Below are 17991 nucleotides of genomic sequence, written 5' to 3'. Positions count from 1 at the left end.
CGGCAAGGATTCCAGTCAGGTTGGGCGGGGAATATCGTGGGCAAGGCGGGGCGTGGTGCGCACCGCCATCAGGTAGCACAGCAGCGAAGCGACGGCGAACGCGAACAGGACGCCAAACAGCAGCGCCGGCGAGGGGTTGTACTGGATGATGGCGGCGACGGCCAGCGGGCCGGCCGCTTTCGACAGCATCGAGGGACCGGCCATCGCGCCGGAAATCGCGCCGTAATTCCTGGTGCCGAACATGGCTTGCGGAACCGTGCCGCGCACGATCGTCAAGATGCCGTTCGATAATCCATAGAGCGTGCAGAACAGCGCCATCGCCCATTGGCGGGTGCCGAAGAACAACAGGGCAAGCAGCGCGGCAGGCAACAGCGCGAAGGTGATCTTGCCGACGGTCTGCGGCGCCACGTTGCGGCCGAGCGTCATTTCGCCGATCCGTCCGGCCACCTGCATCGGCCCGATCAGCGCCGCCATGAACACCACGGTTTCGATCGGATGGCCGAAGCGGGTCAGGATCGGGATCAGGTGCACCGACAGCGCGGAAAAGATGAAGCTGTTGGCCGAAAACGCGAATGCCAGGGTCCAGAAGGCCGGGTGGCGCAGCGCCTCGTGCAGCGTGAAATCGCTGCGCACGCCGGCGGCGCCGGGCAGGTGCGGCGGACGCGGCGAATTGGCGCGCAGCATCAGGTGCAGCGGCAGGCAAACGCACAGCTGCAGGGCCGCGTACCAGAGGTAGGTGTCGCGCCAGCCGATCAGGTTGTTCAACTTGAGCGTCAACGGCCAGAACACGGTGCTGGCGAAGCCGCCGAACAGGGTCAGCGTGGAAATGGCCTTGCGCGCGGACAGGCCGTACTGGTGGTTGAGGGTGGCGAAGGCGGCTTCGTAGAGGGTGGCGGCGATGGCGACGCCAAGCAAGGTCCAGGCGGCATAGTAGGTCAGCACCTGCTGCGCCTGGCTGAGCAGGATGAAGCCCAGGCCGCACAGCAGCGAGCCCGCACCCATCACCAGGCGGCCGCCGAAGCGGTCGAGCAGCATGCCGACCGGCGCCGACGCCAGGCCGCCCACCAGCAGGCACCAGGAAAACGCGCCGAACACCGTCTCGGCGCGCCAGCCGAGTTCGCGCTGGATGTCGGCGGCCAAAATGGCGAAGGCGTAATACAGCGTGCCCCAGGCAACGACCTGGGTGACGGCGAGGATGGGGATGGTGTTACGGGCGGGCGCGGCGTTGGTCATGTCTTTACGGGCTGGTGCTTTCGCTCGCACCGATCGCCACAGAATAACATGCAACGGAGAAACTGCCGCGCGGCGCGCCCGCGCCGCGTCAGGGATCGCGCCTGCGGGTTTTCCTGACGATGCCATCGGGGCCGACCAGCACCACGAACTCGGTGTAGCGGCCGGAGCCGGCCGGCGACAGATACAGCCAGGTTTCATAGCCGCTGTCGAACACGATGGTGGTGGTGCTTCCCATCGCGGCTGCAAGCTGGGCCTTGGTGGTGACGCCGGGCACCACCGCCTGGGCGATGCTGGCCGGGTCGACCAGCGTGCCGGGCGGCGGCGGCGCGCTGGCGCAGCCCGCCAGCAGCAGCGCGCCCAGCAATGGCAGTGCGCCGCGGGCGTGCCGGCTCATGGAGGCGCTCCCGCTGGCTGTTCCATATAATCGAATTCGATCAGGGTGTCGTCGGGCCAGGACTTGTCCCACAGCGGCGCGTAGTAGCTGCGGTCGAGCAGGACCTGGCAATCGCAGTAGGGCAGTGACGCGCGCGTTTCGTTGCCGCCTGCATAGAGCATCTTGAAAGGCAGCGCTTCGCGGCGCTCGCCGTGGCGCAGGATCACGCTAAATACCGGGCGTTCGGCGAAGAACAGGTAATTGCCGTCTGGCGAAGAACAGGTTTCCTCGGTGTCGGTCAGCGCATTGGTCAGCCAGGCGAAGATCGGCGAGGTGTTCGAGATCAGGCCGGAATCCATGCCGACCCGGCATTCGAGACGCAGGTCGCCCAGGCGGCGGGTGCCCGGCGGCAAGCCCGGGGTCTGGACCCAGGCGCGCCAGGTCATGCTGGCCGATTTGCGGTTGGCCACCACGGCGGCATCCTGGCGCAGCGCCAGCTCGTTGCGTTCCAGCGTAAAGCTGTTGTCGGCGGCGAGGATGACCGGCAAGGTGATGGTGTCGCCCGCCACGCGCAGCGTGATGCCTTCCATCTTGGCGTTGGGCAGGCGCGGCAGCAGGCGGAAGCGCAACTGCGCGTCCGGGGCATAGGTGGCGCGGTCGCGCTGGAACCTGTCCATGCCCTGGATCATTTTGCGATACGACTTGTCGACCGGGTCGCGCACATAGGGCACGTGCACGGTGGCGACCGGCGCCGCGCCGGCTTTCGGCGGCGGCTCCTGGGCGGCCAGCGCCGGCGTGCCGGGCCAGGGGCACAGCGCGGCGACGGCGACTGCGGCAAGCAACTGTTTAAACATTTGCCAAGTGTACGGCGATCACCCCGAAAGCCGGCGCACCGCTGCCGCGCGCGTGCTCAGGCGTGCGCGCTGGAATCCGGACGCCGTGGCGGCGCCTGCGTCAGCAGCTGCTCGAACTGGCCGGCCGAAATCGGCTGGCCGAACAGGTAGCCCTGGCCATAGTCGCAGCCGGCGCCGGCCAGCATGTCGCGCTGGCCCGGCGTTTCGATGCCTTCGGCGATCACTTTCAGGCCAAGCTTGTGGGCCATCACGATAATCGCTTCGCACAGCGCGCTGTTGGCGCTGTCGTGCTCCAGGTTGTGGACGAAGGACTGGTCGATCTTCAGGTAGTCGATGTTGAACTTGCGCAGGTAGGACAGCGACGAATAGCCGGTGCCGAAGTCGTCCAGCGAGATCTTGATGCCGGCGTTCTGGAAGGCGTTGAGCTTGTCGATCACGCTGTCGTCCGAGGTCATCATGAGGCTCTCGGTGATTTCGATGCTGACCGCCGGGCCGACCCCGGGCGCGCCGCCGATGCTCTTGCAATGGCTCAGCCACTCGCGGTAGTACGCCTCGTTGCTGCGGTAAAACTGGACCGGCGAGACATTGACGCTGACGCTGAAGCCCGGGTGGGCGGCGCGCCATGTGCTGGCCTGGTTGAGCGCTTGCTGGAACACCCAGTTGCCGATGCCGACAATCATGCCGGTGTGCTCGGCGATGGGGATGAAGTCGACCGGGCTGATGTCGCCGTTCTCGGGGTGCTGCCAGCGCAGTAGGGCTTCGGCCTTGACGATGCCGCCGGCGTGCAGGTCGACGATCGGCTGGTAGAACACGCTGAGCTGCTGCTTGTCGAGCGCGCTGCGCAGGTCGTTGCTCATGGCCATGCGCGCCTGGGCCGCTTCCTGCATGCTGTGGGTAAAGTAGCAAAAGCGGTTGCGGCCCATGGCTTTCGATTCGTACATCGCCTGGTCTGCGTTGCGCAGCAATTCACCGGTGCTGGTGGCGTCCTGGGGATACAGCGTGATGCCGATGCTGGCCGAAATGTAGGCGATCTCGTCGTCGAGCTGGAACGGGTGCGCCAGGTCTTCGAGGATTTTTTGGGCGACATCGGTGACGGTACCCAGGTTGTTCAGTTCAGCCAGCGTGATGGTGAACTCGTCGCCGCCGAGGCGGGTGACGGTATCGCTGGCGCGCACATACGAGGCCAGGCGCTGGCCGACCTGCTTGAGCAGCAGGTCGCCGGTGGCGTGCCCGAGGGTGTCGTTGATTTCCTTGAAATGGTCGAGGTCGATGAACAGCAGCGCCACCGGACGCTGGGTGCGGCGCGAGCGCTTGATGTCCATGTCCATGCGATCGTGGAACACGTTGCGGTTGGGAAGGCCGGTGAGCCGGTCGAAGTTGACTTCGCGCAGCGCGCGTTCAACCTGCTTGCGGTCGTACACCTCGGTCGACAACGCGTAGGCCTGCTGCTGCAGCAGGGCGATGGTACGGCGCAGCGTGTCGAGGTCGGCTTCCATGTCGAGGCTCTCGGCGGGCAGCACCCCGGTATGCAGGCGGCACACCTCGCCGAACATCGCGCGGTCGTCCTCGTGCGGAAAGGCGCTCAGCGGATAGGCGCACAGCAGGGTGAACGGGTAGTGCGCCTGCAGCTCGTTGAAGTAGTTTTCCACGTGGATCGCGGCCTGGTGCTTGCCGACCGTATGCACATGGCAGTGTTCGCCTGCGCACAGCAGGGCGACCATTTCGCCGAAGATGTAGACGTCGCCCTCATGCGCGTCGGCGGCGCGCGCCACGATGGTGCCGATGGCGTCGTGGAAGCGGGCCTTGTCGGGCAGGCCATTTGCCATGAACAGCGGCAGCATGCCATTGGCGTTGAGGGCAATGTAGTTACCGGCGCCGGCCGCGCCGGGCAAGCCGCGCCGGGCCAGCGCGGCGTCGAGCTGTTCAAGGTGCTCGTGGGTGGCGATCACGATGCCCTTGTCGCCGCCGCTCAGGGCTGCGCCGATGAAGTCGGCCAGGCCCTCGATGAGGAAACGGTCGTTTTCGTAGAATTGGACGAGATGCGCGTGGGACGCGTGGCTGTGCATCGTGCTAACCGGCGGTAAGCGAAGGGAAACCGGTTAGACACGGCGGCGGGGGCTGAGTTCAGCCCCCGATGTTTACCAGGTGCGCACGCGGCCGGTATCCATGTGCACGAATTGCGATTTTGCATAGTAGCCGACGCCGCCGCCGCGCGCGGCCAGGGCGGCCTTGTGCAGCTGGGTCAGATCGCGCCCCGGCATGCGGATGTCGATCGCCTTGCCGTCCAGGTGCATGCTGTGGCGGGCCACGCCGCCGCCGGCCGCCGCGAGCTTGCGGTTGGTTTCGGGCGAGCGGTAGCCGGAGATGACGTGCAGCACATCATTGCCGCCGAATTTGGACGACACCTTGTCGAGCAGCATGATCAGCTGCGGATCAATTTCCGCGATGGTGTTGCTGCGGTGATCGCGCAACAGCTTGTTGATGTCTTTGAGTGCGTCCGGCACGAACTGTCCCTCGGCCCAGAAAATACTGCGCAGGGTTTCACCGGTGTGCGTGTTGTACAAGCGCAAGGTGCGCTCGACAGGCTGGACTTTGGTGGTTTGTGCGGCGCGGGCATAGGCCGGGACGCTGAGGGCGGATGCCAGTACGACGGAGCTTTTCAGGAATGATCGGCGTTGGTTCATGGTGATCCTCCTCCATGTAAACAGACACTCCATGATACACGGACGAGCGAAACCGTGCATGCAACCGTGCGCATGACGCCGCCTTTATTGGCGGAGCTTGCCAAGCTGGCAAGCTATTGTGCGCTGACCCCGCGCTTGACGAGGACGCAGCGGTTGGCGACGCAGGTGGCGCCCGGATCCGGTTCCATCATGCAGTTCGACAGCATGCCGCTGCGTTCGTTCTCGGCCTTGCGCGCCGCCGCGTATTGTTCGGCGAGCGCCATCAGCTGCTTGGTATTGCCTGATTTGGTCGAATAGGCAAGATAGCCTTCCGGGCCGCCGCAGGATTTATGGCCAACTGGCAAGGTTTTGCACTGGCTTGCGTTGTCGCATTCGGCAGTGCCGATCTGTTCCTGGATTTTCTGCAGCAGTCCGGCAGCGGCGGCCTGGCCGCCCGGCGCGGGGGCTGGCGCGGGCGCCGGTGGCGGGGTCGGCGTGGCCGCGGCAGGCGGCGCGCCCGGCGCACCCGGCGCGGCCGGTGCGTTGCCGTTGGCGGAAACACCGCTGCAGGCGCCCAGTGCCAGCAGCAGGACAAGCGCGCTCAGGCGCGTAACATGGCGGGAGGTCAGTGTTTTCATGCCGCCTATCTTGTACCTGCAATACCAAAATGGCAAGCGCCGCACGTTAGCCGATACGTTGCAGTGCAGCACCACCTGCTCCGGGCATCTGCTAGAGTGGGCCTCCGATCCAAATACGATTACCCGAGGAATTACCGTGCTAAAACACCGACTGATCCTTGCCAGCGGCGTGCTCGCGCTGGCCGCCAGTTGCAGCGCCGGCGCCGCAGCCGTTGCCGACAAGAACATGATCCGCGCCCACCTGAGTTTCCTGGCCGACGACTTGCTGGAAGGGCGCGAGACCGGCAGCCGCGGCTACGACATCGCCGCCCGCTACGTGGCGTCGCAGTTCCAGCAGTACGGGGTCAAGCCGAAGGGCGACAAGGATGGCTATCTGCAACAGGTGCCGCTGCGCGCGACCCGCCTGGTGCAAGAGTCGCCGGTGGTCGAGCTGCGCAGCGCGCGCGGTACCGAGACCCTGGCCTACCTGGACGAGTATTCGGTCGGCGGCAGCCTGCTGGAAGCGCAGTCGGAAGTGACGGCGCCGCTGGTGTTCGTCGGCTACGGCATCCACGCCGAGCGCCTCGGCCACGACGATTACGCCGGCATCGACGTGAAAGGCAAGATCGTGGTGGTCTTGTCCGGCAAGCCGGGCACGTTCCCGACCGAAGAAGGCGCCCATTTCGCCAGCGGCGACCACAAGCGCACGCTGGCGCTGCAGCATGGCGCGGTCGGCATGGTCAGCCTGCAGACCCCGGTGGCCGAGAAGGCTTCGCCGTTCGCCAAGAACAAGGAGTACCGCTACATACCGTCGATGAGCTGGGTGCAGGCCGACGGCAAGCCGGCGCGCGAGGCGGCGGCGATGCAGAACCGGATCGGCCTGAGCATCCCCGCATCGAAGAAGCTGTTTTCCCAAGTCGGCGTGCGGCTCGACGATATCTATGCGCTGGCCGCCGCCAACCAGCCGCTGCCGCGCCTCGACCTGAAGATGTCGATGCGGATGTTCAAGAAGAGCGCGATCAGCGAGCTTGCCAGCAGCAACGTGATCGGCATGATCGAAGGCGCCGATCCGGCGCTCAAGCACGAGTACGTGGTGTTTTCCGCCCACCTCGACCACCTCGGGCAGGTGAAGGAGCGCAGCGGCGACAATATTTTCAATGGCGCGATGGACAACGCCACCGGCGTGGCCACCCTGATCGAAGCGGCGCGCCTGTTCACCCAGTCGGGCGTGGCGCCGAAGCGCTCGATCCTGTTCGTCGCCGTGACCGGTGAAGAGAAGGGCTTGCTGGGCGCCGACTACTTCGCCACCAACCCGACGGTGCCGCGCGGCAGCATCGTCGCCAACGTCAACCTCGACATGCCGCTGCTGGTGTACGACTTCAACAACGTGATGGCGTTCGGCGCCGAGCACTCGAGCCTGAAGGACACCGCCAGCCGCGCGCTGCAGAAGATGGGCATGGCGCTGATCCCCGACCCGTGGCCGGAACTGGGCCTGTTTACCCGCTCCGACCATTATATGTTCGTGCGCCAGGGGATCCCGTCGATTTTCCTGGCCACCGGCATGGGCTCGGCGCGCAAGGACGAAAACCCGGGCAAGCTGTGGAACGAGTTCCTGTCCAGGCGCTACCACCAGCCCAACGATGACCTGACCCAGCCGATCAACTACGACGCCGCCGCGCGCTTCGCCCAGCTCAATTACAACATCGCGCGCGAGATCGCCGATGCGCCGGTGCGCCCGGCCTGGAACAAGGACGACTTCTTCGGCGATACGTTCTCGAAATAAACGCGCTGCGCAGGCATGTTTGAGATGCCTCAAGCGCAGCACGGAATGGCAAAACGAAGCACCCGCAGGTCCATCTGACAGGGACCCTCGACGACCGCGCGTGCTTCCCCATGGCCAGACTTCCGCCCGATTTGCAAGCAGACCTCCACGCCGGCGCCGCCGCGCCGCGCGAGGTCATCGGGCTGGGCGAGGCGATCGCGCTGATCATCGGCGTGGTGATCGGCGCCGGCATCTTCAAGGCGCCTTCGCTGGTGGCCGGGCTCACCGGCGCGCCGGGCTGGATGTTCGCGGCCTGGGCGCTGGGCGGGCTGATGTCGGTGGCCGGCGCGCTCTGCTACGCTGAACTCAGCACCGCCTACGCCCATGTCGGCGGCGACTACCATTTCCTGCACCGCGCCTACGGGCGCCGCGTCTCCTTCCTGTTTGCCTGGGCGCGCTTTTCGGTCATCGCCACCGGCTCCATCGCGCTGCTCGGCTTCGTCTTCGGCGACTACATGCAGCGCGTGCTGCCGCTGGGCGACGCGGCCGCGCCATGGGGCGCCGCCGCGTACGCGGCGCTGGCCATCATCGCGCTGTCCTGGCTCAACCTGCGCAGCGTCAAGGCCGGCACCTTCGCCCAGGCCTGGCTGACCGCCATCGAAGTGGGCGGGCTGGTGCTGATCGTACTGGCCGCACTGTTCCTGGTGGCCGGCGGCGGCGCGCCGGCCGCCGCCGCGGCGCCCGCCGCCGGGCCGGCCTGGCCGGCCTCGTTCGGGCTGGCGATGGTGTTCGTGCTGCTCACTTACGGCGGCTGGAACGAGGCGGCGTATCTCAGCGCCGAACTGCTCGACGCGCGCCGCAACATGGTGCGCGCGCTGGTGCTGTCGCTGCTCATCATCACCGCGCTGTACCTGCTGGTCACCTGGGCCTACTGGAGAGGCCTCGGCATGGCCGCCATGAGCCGCTCCGACGCCGTCGCCGCCGACCTGCTGCGCGCAGCCTTCGGCGCGCCCGGCGCCGCCGTCATCTCGCTGGTCATCGCGATCGCCGCGCTCACCTCGATCAACGCCACCATCATCGTCGGCGCGCGCTGCAGCTACGCCGCCGGGCGCGACTGGCCGGTGCTGCGCCGGCTGGCCATCTGGGACCCGCGCCGCGGCACCCCGGCCAACGCGCTGCGGGTGCAGTGCGGCGCCGCGCTGCTGCTGGTGCTGGCCGGCGCCTGGACCGGCAGCGGCTTCAAGTCGATGGTCGAATTCACCGCCCCCGTGTTCTGGCTGTTCTTCCTGCTGGCCGGGCTGTCGCTGTTCGTGCTGCGAGTGCGCGAGCCGGCCACCGCACGGCCGTTCCGGGTGCCGCTGTTCCCGTTCGTGCCGCTGGCGTTCTGCGCCATGTGCGCCTACATGCTGTGGTCGAGCCTGTCGTATGTCTACAGCCAGCAGCTGGGCGGCTGGAACGCGGCCTGGGTCGGCGTGGCCGTGCTGGCGCTGGGCTGCGTGGTGCTGCTGTTCGCCAACCGCGTGCAGGCGCCAGGCTGAGCAATCCCATCGCCGTGTATTTCCTAAAGGAGTCAGACATGAGATATCCGCACCGCATCGCGCATAACGCCGGCCGCGCCGGCCTGCTGTCACGGCTGGCGCTGCTTTTGCTTTTGGTTGGGGCCGCCATGGGGCAGGCATGGAGCCAGTCGCCGCGGCTGGATGTGCCGTTCGTGCCCACCCCGCAGCCGGTCGTCGACCGCATGCTCGAACTGGCCAAGGTCGGGCCCGGCGACCTGATCTACGACCTCGGCAGCGGCGACGGGCGCATCGTCATCACCGCCGCCAAACGCTACGGCGCGCGCGGCATCGGCATCGACCTCGATCCGCAGCGCATCAGCGAGGCACGCGCGAATGCCCGCGAAGCCGGGGTCGACGGCAAGGTGCAGTTCGTCAATGGCGACCTGTTCAAGACCGACCTGTCGAAAGCCAGCGTGGTGACCCTGTATCTGCTCAACAGCGTCAACCGCGACCTGCGTCCCCAGCTGTGGAAACAGCTGAAGGTCGGCACGCGGGTGGTCTCGCATGCATTCGACATGGGCGAGGAGTGGCCGCCGCAGCGCACTGAAGAGGTCGATGGGCGCACGATCTACTACTGGACCATCACGGACGCCAACAAGAAAGCGGCGCAGCGTGCGGGCGGCGCCGGGCGGGCCGGGCGCTGAGCGGATCACCGCCGGCCGCGCGCGCCGGCCGGCGCGCCCTGCGGCGGCATGCCGGCCTTGACCTGGCGGCGCGAACTACTTATGCTTTTCGCATGCCGCCGTGTTCGCCAATTGGAGACGGCCATCATTCACCTGCCATGACCTGGATCCGCCGATGCCGACTTGCCAATGAGGTTGCCCTTCCGTGCCATTGCCATGACCGCCAGTGCCTGCATCGCCCTCAGTATGGCCGGCTGCGCCTGGAACCGGCCGCATCCGGCTACACTCGATTTCGCGCGCTTTGCCCGCATCGACGCGGCGATCGGCGGCGTGATCGCCGAGCGGCGCATGCCGGGCGCGGTATTCCACCTCGAGCGCGCCGGGATGGCCTACCAGAAGGCCTACGGCAACCACAGCTACGAGGCCGGCGCCGCCGCCGTGACGCCGGCCACGGTGTTCGACGCCGCTTCGCTGACCAAGGTCGTGGCCACCGCGCCCTCGGTGATGCTGTTGGCCGAGGACGGGCGCGTCGATCTCGATGCGCCGCTGGTACGCTACCTGCCCGAATGCGCCGGCCAGGGCCGCGACCCGATCACCGTGCGCCACCTGCTGACCCACACCTCGGGCCTGCCGGCCGGGTTGCCGGCCACGCCGGCCTGGCACGGCCTGACGCGCGCCCTCGCGCTGGCTTGCAGCCGCACCCCGACCGATGCGCCCGGCACGGCGTTCCGCTATTCGGACGTCAACTACATCCTGTTGGGCGAGCTGGTGCGGCGGGTGTCGGGCCAGCCGCTCGACCGCTTCGCCGATGAGCGCATCTTCGCGCCACTGGGCATGCGCGACAGCCGCTTCGTGCCGCTGCCGGCGATGGCGCCGGCGCGCATCGCGCCGACCCAGCGCTTGCCGGGCGAGGCACCGCGCCTGCTGCAGGGCGAGGTGCACGACCCGACTGCGCGCCGGATGGATGGCGTGGCCGGCTCGGCCGGCATGTTTACCACCGCGCGCGACTTGGCGCGGTTTGCCCGCATGCTGCTGGCCGGCGGCGAGCTCGACGGCGTGCGGGTGCTGTCGCGCGACAGCGTGCGCCTGATGACGACGGCGCAGTCGGGCCCGGCAATCGTGGCGCAGCGCGGCATGGGGATGGACATCGACTCGCCGTTCGCGCGCCCGCGCGGCACACTGTTCCCGGTGGGCAGCTACGGGCACACCGGGTTCACCGGCTGCATCCTGTGGATCGACCCGGCCTCGGGCACTTTCTATGTGTTGCTGTCGAACCGGGTCTATCCAGACGGCCAGAACAACATCCTCGACCTGTACGCCACGCTTGGCACGCTGGCCGCCGAAGCGGTGGCCGGCTTCGATTTCGCCGCGCTGCGCAATGCCAAAGCGCCCGAGTGAGCGCCGCGTCCAGGCGGCGCCGCCAGCGTCATCCGGGCCGCGCGGTTTGCCAAAAAATCTACTCCAACCGTCAATCGTGCGGGGTAGACAACGCATGCATACCCGCATAGACTCGGGTCTGTCTATTACGACAGGGGGTCCTTGTGAGGCAGTCGCCAACAGCTGGGCAGCTCGATGCAGGCGCAAGCGCCGGCATGGCGGTGGAGCCGGAAGAACAGGCTCGCGCCGACATGTACGCGCTACTTGCCCGCATGTGGCTTGCCGCGCCCGACGCCCCCATGCTGTCCACCCTGGCCGGCGCCGACGCCATCGTGGCGGGGCAGTCCGGCCATCCGCTCGACCGCGCCTGGGAACGCCTGGTGCTGGCCGCGGGCGTGATGGACGCCGCTGCGCCGGCGGCTGAATTCGACGCGCTGTTCATCAGTGTCGGCACCCCCAAGCTCAATCCCTACGCCTCGCTCTACCTGACCGGCTTCATCAACGAGAAGCCACTGGCCGCCTTGCGCGCCGACCTCGCGCGCCTGGGCCTCGGCCGCGCGCCCGGGCAGCGCGAGATGGAAGACCATCTCGCGGCCCTGTGCGAAGCGATGCGCCTGATGATCACCAATGCCACGCCGCTGGCGCGCCAGCGCCAGTTTTTCGAGACCCATCTGGCGCCATGGTACCGGCGCTGCCTGAACGATATCCGCGCGGCTCCCGAGGCAAACTTCTATCGCCTGGTGGCCGACCTTGCCGAAGCGTTTCTTGACGTCGAGGCCGCAGCATTCGCGCTCGACGACGCATGCGAAGCCGCCTAGGCGGCGCCAACGGAGCACACATGGACAAGCACGAGGACCCGCACGAGCACCCGCACGACAGCCACACGCCCGACCCGGCCAGGCGCGCATTCTTCAAAGGGGCGGGCGCGCTTGGCGTACTGGCGGCGGCCGCCGCCAGCGGGGCCGCCGAGGCTGCGCCGCAGCCGGCGCCTGGCGCCGCCGCGCCCGAGTCCAAAGGCTATCGCGTTACCGACCATATCCGGAAGTACTACAGTACCGCCCGTTACTGGTAGGGCGACAAGCACAGGAGCAATACTCCATGACGCTGGTAAAGACCGACAAGACTGCCGAACGCGGCGCGCTGCCCACGGGGATCACCCGCTCACCCGGGTCCACGCTGAGGCGCCGCACCTTCCTGGTCGGCGCCGGCGTCACCGCCGGCGCCGCCGCGCTGGCGCGCAAGCTGCCGCTCAACGTCATCCAGCCGGCCCAGGCCGCCGACCAGGTCAAACCGGCGGCGCCTCCCGAGATCAAGCACACCGTCTGCACCCACTGTTCGGTCGGCTGCTCGGTCGACGCGGTGGTCAGCAATGGCGTGTGGATCCGCCAGGAAGCCGCCTTCGATTCGCCCATCAACATGGGCGCGCACTGCGCCAAGGGGGCGTCGGTGCGCGAGCATGGCCATGGCGAGCACCGGCTGCGCTACCCGATGAAACTGGTCGGCGGAAAATACCAGCGCATCCCGTGGGACCAGGCCATCAATGAAATCGGCGACAAGCTGCTGGCGCTGCGCCAGCAGGCCGGCCCCGATGCGATGATGATCATCGGCGGCAGCAAGCACAACAATGAGCAGGCTTACCTGATGCGCAAGTTCTCCTCGATGTGGGGCTCGAACAACTGCGACCACCAGGCCCGCATCTGCCACTCGACCACGGTGGCGGGCGTCGCCCAGACCTTCGGCTACGGCGCGATGACCAACTCGTTCAACGACCTGCATTTCAGCAAGGCGGTGTTGTTCATCGGCTCCAATCCGGCCGAGGCCCACCCGATCTCGATGCTGCATTTCTTGCATGCCAAGGAACTGGGCGCGAAGATGATCGTCATCGATCCACGCTTCACGCGCACGGCGCGCTTTGCCGACCATTACGTGCGGGTGCGTCCCGGCACCGACATCCCGCTGGTGTGGGGCATCCTGTGGCACATTTTCCACAACGGCTGGGAAGACAAGGCCTTCATCGAGCAGCGCACCTACGGCATGGACGAGGTGCGCAAGGAAGTGGCCAAGTGGACCCCGGACAAGGTGTCGGATGTGACCGGCGTGCCGGAGTCGGCAGTGCACATGGCGGCCGAGATGCTGGCGAAGAACCGCCCCTCCTCGGTGGTCTGGTGCATGGGCATCACCCAGCACCACGTCGGCACCGCCAATGTGCGCGCGCTGTCGATCCTGCAGCTTGCGCTCGGCAACATCGGCGTGGCCGGCGGCGGCGCCAACATCTACCGCGGCCATGACAATGTGCAGGGCGCCACCGACGTCGGCCCCAATCCCGATTCGCTGCCCGGCTATTACGGCATCGCCGAGGGCGCGTGGAAGCATTTCGCCAACGCCTGGGGCGTCGACTACAACTGGCTGCTGTCGCGCTTCGGCTCGAAAGAGCTAATGGAAAAGCCCGGCCTGACGGTCTCGCGCTGGTTCGACGGCGTCCTCGAGCGCAACGATTATGTCGACCAGCCGACCAACCTGCGCGCCGTGCTGTACTGGGGCCACGCGCCCAACAGCCAGACCCGCCTGCCCGACATGAAAGAGGCGATGCAAAAGCTCGAGCTGCTGGTGGTCATCGATCCATACCCGACCGCCACCGCCTCCATGCATGGCCGCCAGGATGGCGTCTACCTGCTGCCGGCCACCACCCAGTTCGAAACCCAGGGCTCGGTGACGGCGTCGAACCGCAGCATCCAGTGGCGCGAGCGGGTCATCCAGCCGCTGTTCGAGTGCAAGACCGACCACGAGATCATGTACCTGTTCGCCAAGAAGTTTGGCTTCGCTAACGAACTGTGCAAGAACATCAAGGTGGTGCAGAACGAACCTGTGATCGAAGACATCCTGCGCGAGATCAACCGCTCGTGCTGGACCATCGGCTACACCGGCTGCTCGCCCGAGCGTCTCAAGCTGCACATGGAGAACAAGCACACCTTCGACCCGACCACGCTGCGCGCCGAGTCCGGACCGTGCAAGGGCGACTACTACGGCCTGCCGTGGCCGTGCTGGGGCACGCCCGAGATGAAGCACCCCGGCACGCCGATCCTGTACGACGAGTCGAAGTCGGTGGCCGAAGGCGGGCTGCCGTTCCGCGCCAACTGGGGTGTCGAGCACGACGGCAACACCCTGCTCGCGGCCGATGGCTCGGCCACCAGGGATAGCGAGCTCGACACCGGCTACCCGGAATTCGACCACGTGTTCCTGAAAAAGCTGGGCTGGTGGAACGAGCTGACCCCGGCCGAACAGGCCCAGGCCGAGGGCAAGAACTGGAAGACCGACGCCTCCGGCGGCATCATCCGCGTCGTCATCGGGCACGGCTGCGCGCCGTTCGGCAACGCCAGGGCCCGCTGCCACGTGTGGAACTTCCCCGACCCGGTGCCGGTGCACCGCGAGCCGCTGATGTCGCCGCGCCGCGACCTGGTCGCCAAGTACCCGACCTACGACGACAAGGCCAACTTCTGGCGCCTGCCGACCCTCTACAAGTCGGTGCAGGCGGTCGATTTTTCCAAGGACTATCCGCTGATCATGACGTCCGGCCGGCTGGTCGAATACGAAGGCGGCGGCGACGAAACGCGCTCCAATCCGTGGCTGGCCGAGCTACAGCAGAACATGTTTGTCGAGGTCAACCCGCACGACGCCAGCCAGGTCGGCGCGGTGACCGGGCGCTACCTGTGGGTCGAGACGCCCAGCGGGGTGCGCATGAAGATCATGGCGATGGTCACGCCACGGGTGCCCGCCGGCACGGTCTGGATGCCGTTCCATTTCGCCGGCTGGTGGATGGGCGAGGACCAGCTCGACAAGTATCCGGAAGGCGCGGCCCCGATTGCCCGCGGCGAGGCGGTCAACACCGGCTGGACCTATGGCTATGACGTGGTGACGATGATGCAGGAAACCAAGGTGTCGCTATGCAGGCTGGCGACCGCCTGACGGCTGACCTGAAAACAACAGGAGACAGAGATGGCAGCAAGGATGAAGTTCATTTGCGACACAGAGCGTTGCATCGACTGTAACGGCTGCGTGACCGCGTGCAAGAGCGAGAATGAGACGCCGTGGGGCGTCAACCGCAGGCGGGTCGTCACCATCAACGACGGCATACCGGGCGAGCGCTCGATCTCGGTCGCCTGCATGCACTGCACCGATGCGCCTTGCCTTGCCGTATGCCCGACCAATTGCATCTATCACACCGAGGACGGCATCGTCTTGCACAGCAAGGACCAGTGCATCGGCTGCGGCTATTGCTACTACGCCTGCCCGTTCGGCGCGCCGCAGTTCCCCGAGACCGGCATGTTCAACCACCGCGGCAAGATGGACAAGTGCACGTTCTGCGCCGGCGGCCCGGAAGTGGACACCTCCGAGGCCGAGTTCAAGAAGTACGGGCGCAACCGGATCGCCGAAGGCAAGCTGCCGGCCTGCGCCGAGCAGTGCGCGACCAAGGCGCTGCTGGCCGGTGACGCCGACGTGATCGCCGACATATACCGCCAGCGCGTCGAAATCCGCGGCTACGGCCCGGAACTGTGGGGCTGGAAGATCGCCTACGGCCGCAAGCCGCGCGACGAGTCCACCCGGGTGCGGCGCGAAAACCAGAAGATCGACGACGTCCAGAACAACCCGCGCAGGTTCCCCACATGAAGCCCGTCCGCATCGCAGCGCTGGCTGCACTGTGCGCCCTGCTCGGCGGCTGTCTCGAAGTCGAGCAGCACCCGGCATGGGTCCACGGCGAGATCGCGGGCAAGCCCGACAACCTGCCGTACCAGGTCTGGTTCCACAACGACAAGCTGGCGTGGTCCGCTGCCATCCAGAACCGTACGCTGAAACAGAACGAGTACCTTCGCGCCTTGCCATGAGGAAGGACACACCATGACTCCGATCAAGCCCCTGCGCCGGCTGCCCCGCGGCGCCCTGCTGGCGCTGTTGTGCGCGCTGTTTGTGCTGATGCTGCTGCCGTCGACCGGCCGGGCCGAGGTGCCGCACAAAGATGCGGTGCCCGCCTACGCCGAGGAACAAACCATCCTGCAAGCCGAACACGATTCGACCGCGCGCAGCCCCGGCTGGGGTTCGGCGGCGTCGGGCAAGGTGCATCTCGATCGCCACTTCCTCGGCCAGTACGGCGCCGGCGAAGCCAATGTGATCCTCCAGCGCGGCGGCAATACCTGGCGCGTGCTGCGCAACGGCCCGATGGCCACGGTCAGCGGCACGGTGCTGCTGGTGGTGCCGCTGCTGCTGCTGGGCTTTTACCTGGTGACGCGCCCGGCGCAGGCGCCGCCGCTGCGCGAGTCGGGACGCCGCATCACCCGCTTCACGGCCTGGGAGCGGCTGGTGCACTGGGCCACGGCGATCAGTTTCATCGTGCTGGCCATCACCGGATTGCTGCTCATGTTCGGCAAGCTGATCATCCCGCTGATCGGCCCTGACGCGTTCTCGTGGCTGGCGATCATTTCCAAGTACGTCCACAATTTCGTCGGGCCGCTGTTCATTGTGTGTTCGGTCATCATGTTCTTCACCTTCTTGCGGCGCAATTTCTTCCGCCGCTGGGACTGGAACTGGGTCAAGCAGGGTGGCGGACTGTTTGGTAAAAAGCATATCCCGGCAGACTACTTCAACGCCGGTGAAAAAATCTGGTTCTGGGGCGGCGTCGTCCTGCTCGGGCTGCTGATGTCGGTCACCGGGCTGATACTCGACTTCGTCACCGTTGGCCAGACCCGCTACGTGCTGCAGGTCGCTAACATCCTGCACATCGTCGGCGCCACCTTGTATATCGCCGCGTCGATCGGCCACATCTACATCGGTACGCTGGGCACGCCGGGCGCCTACGAAGGCATGCGCCACGGCACGGTCGATGAGGAATGGGCGCGCACCCATCACGAGATCTGGTACCACAAGGTCATCGATGGCACACCGGGCGCCGCGCCGCCCGGGTCCGCCCCCTATGCGCCCGAGCCCACCGGCCCGGGCCGCGCGAGCTGACCATGGAGAGACGGCAGATGAACTGCAACAACCACATTCTTGCAGCGCTGGCCGTGCTGGCCGCGGTCGCGGCGTGCGGCGAGCGCGATCTGGCAGGCACCAGCGCCAAGACCGGCGTGCACCAGACCAGCTTCCCCGGACAGATTACCGCCGGCGGCGGCAGCAGCGGCGCGGTGATGGCGCGCACGGCGCGGCCGGAAACCAACGCCACCTATGCCGGTGGCACGCCGGGCATTGCCGGCGGCAGCGGCGGCAACACCGGCGGCGCGGCGACGGCCGGTACCGTCGTCGAGGCCGGGCAGGGCCCGTCCAGCGGCACCACGCCGGTGACCGGCGCCGGCGCGACCGCGCCAGCGCCATCCGCGGCAGCCGCAACTCCCGCGCCTGCCGGCACGGCGCCGCCAGTGGGCGCGTCGCCGCGCGGCGGCACTGCTCCAACCAGCGGCGACATTCCGACGGCCGGCAGTCCGCAGCCATCCGGTCAGCCCAACCCTGAACGGCGGTGATGCCATGACCATGCTAAAAACCACGATCGCCTTGCTGTTGCTGGCCATTCCGGTGCTGGCGGTGGCGGAACTGCCGCCGCCGACACCGGCCCAGGCGCAGCTGGCTGCCGAGAAAAAGGCCAAGGCGCAGGCAGCGGCCGAGAAAGACAAGCAGGCACTGCTGGCCTCGATGGACGCGCTGACGGCGCGCTGGCGGGGCCGCGCCGCGACGGAAGGCTGGGAACTGAACCCGCCGGTCGCGGTGGCAGCTCCGCTGCCGGCGCTGGCGCAGCCGAACACCCAGACCAGCGCCGCTGGCCAGCCGGGCGGCGTGATGGGACCGGCGGCCAAGGACGCGCCGCTTACCAGCGAGAAAAGCGGCACCGCCGCGCCCAGCGAGGACGTCAAGACGCGGCCCACCCTGACTTATCCTCAAAAAAAATAA

At 67.1% G+C, this 17991-nt stretch carries 18 protein-coding genes; 12 read left to right on the top strand and 6 right to left on the bottom strand.

Annotated elements, in window-relative coordinates:
- Positions 1–15: 15 nt before the first annotated feature.
- The 6 genes from I4X03_RS00555 to I4X03_RS00530 all read right to left on the bottom strand — a co-directional run bounded on the left by I4X03_RS00555 (position 16) and on the right by I4X03_RS00530 (position 5761).
- The gene (locus I4X03_RS00555) at positions 16–1233 is read right to left on the bottom strand and encodes an MFS transporter (RefSeq protein ID WP_223464223.1); all 1218 of its coding nucleotides are present in this window, start codon (positions 1231–1233) and stop codon (positions 16–18) included.
- A gap of 88 nt (positions 1234–1321) precedes the next feature.
- On the bottom strand, positions 1322–1627 hold the full coding sequence (locus I4X03_RS00550; protein WP_223464221.1) for a hypothetical protein: 306 nt from the start codon (positions 1625–1627) through the stop codon (positions 1322–1324).
- Positions 1624–2460 carry a hypothetical protein gene (locus tag I4X03_RS00545; RefSeq protein WP_223464219.1) on the bottom strand — a complete coding sequence of 279 codons (837 nt, stop codon included), beginning with the start codon at positions 2458–2460 and terminating at the stop codon, positions 1624–1626. The genes I4X03_RS00550 and I4X03_RS00545 overlap by 4 nt, the downstream gene beginning before the upstream one ends.
- A 56-nt stretch (positions 2461–2516) precedes the next feature.
- Positions 2517–4526: a putative bifunctional diguanylate cyclase/phosphodiesterase gene (locus I4X03_RS00540; protein ID WP_223464217.1), complete on the bottom strand. Its 2010-nt coding sequence runs from the start codon at positions 4524–4526 to the stop codon at positions 2517–2519.
- 72 nt (positions 4527–4598) lie between these two features.
- Positions 4599–5144, bottom strand: coding sequence for a peptidoglycan L,D-endopeptidase MepK (gene mepK / locus I4X03_RS00535; protein WP_223464214.1), 546 nt, complete (start codon positions 5142–5144; stop codon positions 4599–4601).
- Between the two features lie 113 nt (positions 5145–5257).
- On the bottom strand, positions 5258–5761 hold the full coding sequence (locus I4X03_RS00530) for a hypothetical protein (RefSeq protein ID WP_223464213.1): 504 nt from the start codon (positions 5759–5761) through the stop codon (positions 5258–5260).
- Between the two features lie 136 nt (positions 5762–5897).
- Here I4X03_RS00530 and I4X03_RS00525 point away from each other — a divergent pair, with 136 nt between their 5' ends.
- The 12 genes from I4X03_RS00525 (at position 5898) to I4X03_RS00470 (ending at position 17991) form a co-directional block, all read left to right on the top strand.
- Positions 5898–7523 (top strand): M28 family metallopeptidase, encoded by a 1626-nt coding sequence (locus I4X03_RS00525; protein WP_223464212.1) that lies wholly within the window; start codon positions 5898–5900, stop codon positions 7521–7523.
- A gap of 110 nt (positions 7524–7633) precedes the next feature.
- Entirely contained in the window at positions 7634–9040 is a 1407-nt protein-coding gene (locus I4X03_RS00520) for an APC family permease (RefSeq protein WP_223464211.1), read from the top strand.
- Between the two features lie 38 nt (positions 9041–9078).
- Complete coding sequence (locus I4X03_RS00515) at positions 9079–9705, top strand: SAM-dependent methyltransferase (protein ID WP_223464210.1); 627 nt, start codon at positions 9079–9081, stop codon at positions 9703–9705.
- A gap of 195 nt (positions 9706–9900) precedes the next feature.
- Positions 9901–11082 (top strand): serine hydrolase domain-containing protein, encoded by a 1182-nt coding sequence (locus I4X03_RS00510; protein ID WP_223464209.1) that lies wholly within the window; start codon positions 9901–9903, stop codon positions 11080–11082.
- A 143-nt stretch (positions 11083–11225) separates the two neighbouring features.
- Positions 11226–11879 carry a TorD/DmsD family molecular chaperone gene (locus I4X03_RS00505; RefSeq protein ID WP_223464208.1) on the top strand — a complete coding sequence of 218 codons (654 nt, stop codon included), beginning with the start codon at positions 11226–11228 and terminating at the stop codon, positions 11877–11879.
- A gap of 20 nt (positions 11880–11899) precedes the next feature.
- Positions 11900–12133 carry a formate dehydrogenase gene (locus I4X03_RS00500; protein ID WP_223464206.1) on the top strand — a complete coding sequence of 78 codons (234 nt, stop codon included), beginning with the start codon at positions 11900–11902 and terminating at the stop codon, positions 12131–12133.
- A 26-nt stretch (positions 12134–12159) separates the two neighbouring features.
- Positions 12160–15024 (top strand): molybdopterin-dependent oxidoreductase, encoded by a 2865-nt coding sequence (locus I4X03_RS00495; RefSeq protein ID WP_223464204.1) that lies wholly within the window; start codon positions 12160–12162, stop codon positions 15022–15024.
- 30 nt (positions 15025–15054) lie between these two features.
- Positions 15055–15726 carry a formate dehydrogenase FDH3 subunit beta gene (gene fdh3B, locus I4X03_RS00490; protein WP_223464195.1) on the top strand — a complete coding sequence of 224 codons (672 nt, stop codon included), beginning with the start codon at positions 15055–15057 and terminating at the stop codon, positions 15724–15726.
- Positions 15723–15941, top strand: a complete 219-nt coding sequence (locus tag I4X03_RS00485) for a hypothetical protein (RefSeq protein ID WP_223464193.1) — start codon at positions 15723–15725, stop codon at positions 15939–15941. Before fdh3B ends, I4X03_RS00485 begins: the two co-directional genes overlap by 4 nt.
- Before the next feature lie 13 nt (positions 15942–15954).
- Positions 15955–17061, top strand: coding sequence for a formate dehydrogenase subunit gamma (locus I4X03_RS00480; protein WP_223464191.1), 1107 nt, complete (start codon positions 15955–15957; stop codon positions 17059–17061).
- A gap of 17 nt (positions 17062–17078) precedes the next feature.
- A complete protein-coding gene (locus tag I4X03_RS00475) occupies positions 17079–17567 on the top strand; it encodes a hypothetical protein (protein ID WP_223464189.1) in 489 nt (162 codons plus the stop codon).
- 4 nt (positions 17568–17571) lie between these two features.
- The gene (locus tag I4X03_RS00470) at positions 17572–17991 is read left to right on the top strand and encodes a hypothetical protein (RefSeq protein ID WP_223464187.1); all 420 of its coding nucleotides are present in this window, start codon (positions 17572–17574) and stop codon (positions 17989–17991) included.

The organism is Massilia soli (genome assembly GCF_016809835.1).
Taxonomy (GTDB): domain Bacteria; phylum Pseudomonadota; class Gammaproteobacteria; order Burkholderiales; family Burkholderiaceae_D; genus Telluria_A; species Telluria_A soli.
Note: the sequence above shows the minus strand (reverse complement) of the source record. Positions and strands in the feature narration are given on the sequence as shown.

Excerpts from the sequence above, each read along its gene's own strand:
- I4X03_RS00470 (WP_223464187.1), top strand. The coding sequence starts at position 17,572 with ATGACCATGCTAAAAACCACGATCGCCTTGCTGTTGCTGGCCATTCCG.
- I4X03_RS00475 (WP_223464189.1), top strand. The coding sequence starts at position 17,079 with ATGAACTGCAACAACCACATTCTTGCAGCGCTGGCCGTGCTGGCCGCG.
- mepK (WP_223464214.1), bottom strand. The coding sequence starts at position 5,144 with ATGAACCAACGCCGATCATTCCTGAAAAGCTCCGTCGTACTGGCATCC.
- I4X03_RS00555 (WP_223464223.1), bottom strand. The coding sequence starts at position 1,233 with ATGACCAACGCCGCGCCCGCCCGTAACACCATCCCCATCCTCGCCGTC.
- I4X03_RS00520 (WP_223464211.1), top strand. The coding sequence starts at position 7,634 with ATGGCCAGACTTCCGCCCGATTTGCAAGCAGACCTCCACGCCGGCGCC.
- I4X03_RS00485 (WP_223464193.1), top strand. The coding sequence starts at position 15,723 with ATGAAGCCCGTCCGCATCGCAGCGCTGGCTGCACTGTGCGCCCTGCTC.
- I4X03_RS00510 (WP_223464209.1), top strand. The coding sequence starts at position 9,901 with ATGACCGCCAGTGCCTGCATCGCCCTCAGTATGGCCGGCTGCGCCTGG.
- I4X03_RS00480 (WP_223464191.1), top strand. The coding sequence starts at position 15,955 with ATGACTCCGATCAAGCCCCTGCGCCGGCTGCCCCGCGGCGCCCTGCTG.
- I4X03_RS00550 (WP_223464221.1), bottom strand. The coding sequence starts at position 1,627 with ATGAGCCGGCACGCCCGCGGCGCACTGCCATTGCTGGGCGCGCTGCTG.
- fdh3B (WP_223464195.1), top strand. The coding sequence starts at position 15,055 with ATGGCAGCAAGGATGAAGTTCATTTGCGACACAGAGCGTTGCATCGAC.
- I4X03_RS00545 (WP_223464219.1), bottom strand. The coding sequence starts at position 2,460 with ATGTTTAAACAGTTGCTTGCCGCAGTCGCCGTCGCCGCGCTGTGCCCC.
- I4X03_RS00540 (WP_223464217.1), bottom strand. The coding sequence starts at position 4,526 with ATGCACAGCCACGCGTCCCACGCGCATCTCGTCCAATTCTACGAAAAC.
- I4X03_RS00515 (WP_223464210.1), top strand. The coding sequence starts at position 9,079 with ATGAGATATCCGCACCGCATCGCGCATAACGCCGGCCGCGCCGGCCTG.
- I4X03_RS00495 (WP_223464204.1), top strand. The coding sequence starts at position 12,160 with ATGACGCTGGTAAAGACCGACAAGACTGCCGAACGCGGCGCGCTGCCC.
- I4X03_RS00530 (WP_223464213.1), bottom strand. The coding sequence starts at position 5,761 with ATGAAAACACTGACCTCCCGCCATGTTACGCGCCTGAGCGCGCTTGTC.
- I4X03_RS00500 (WP_223464206.1), top strand. The coding sequence starts at position 11,900 with ATGGACAAGCACGAGGACCCGCACGAGCACCCGCACGACAGCCACACG.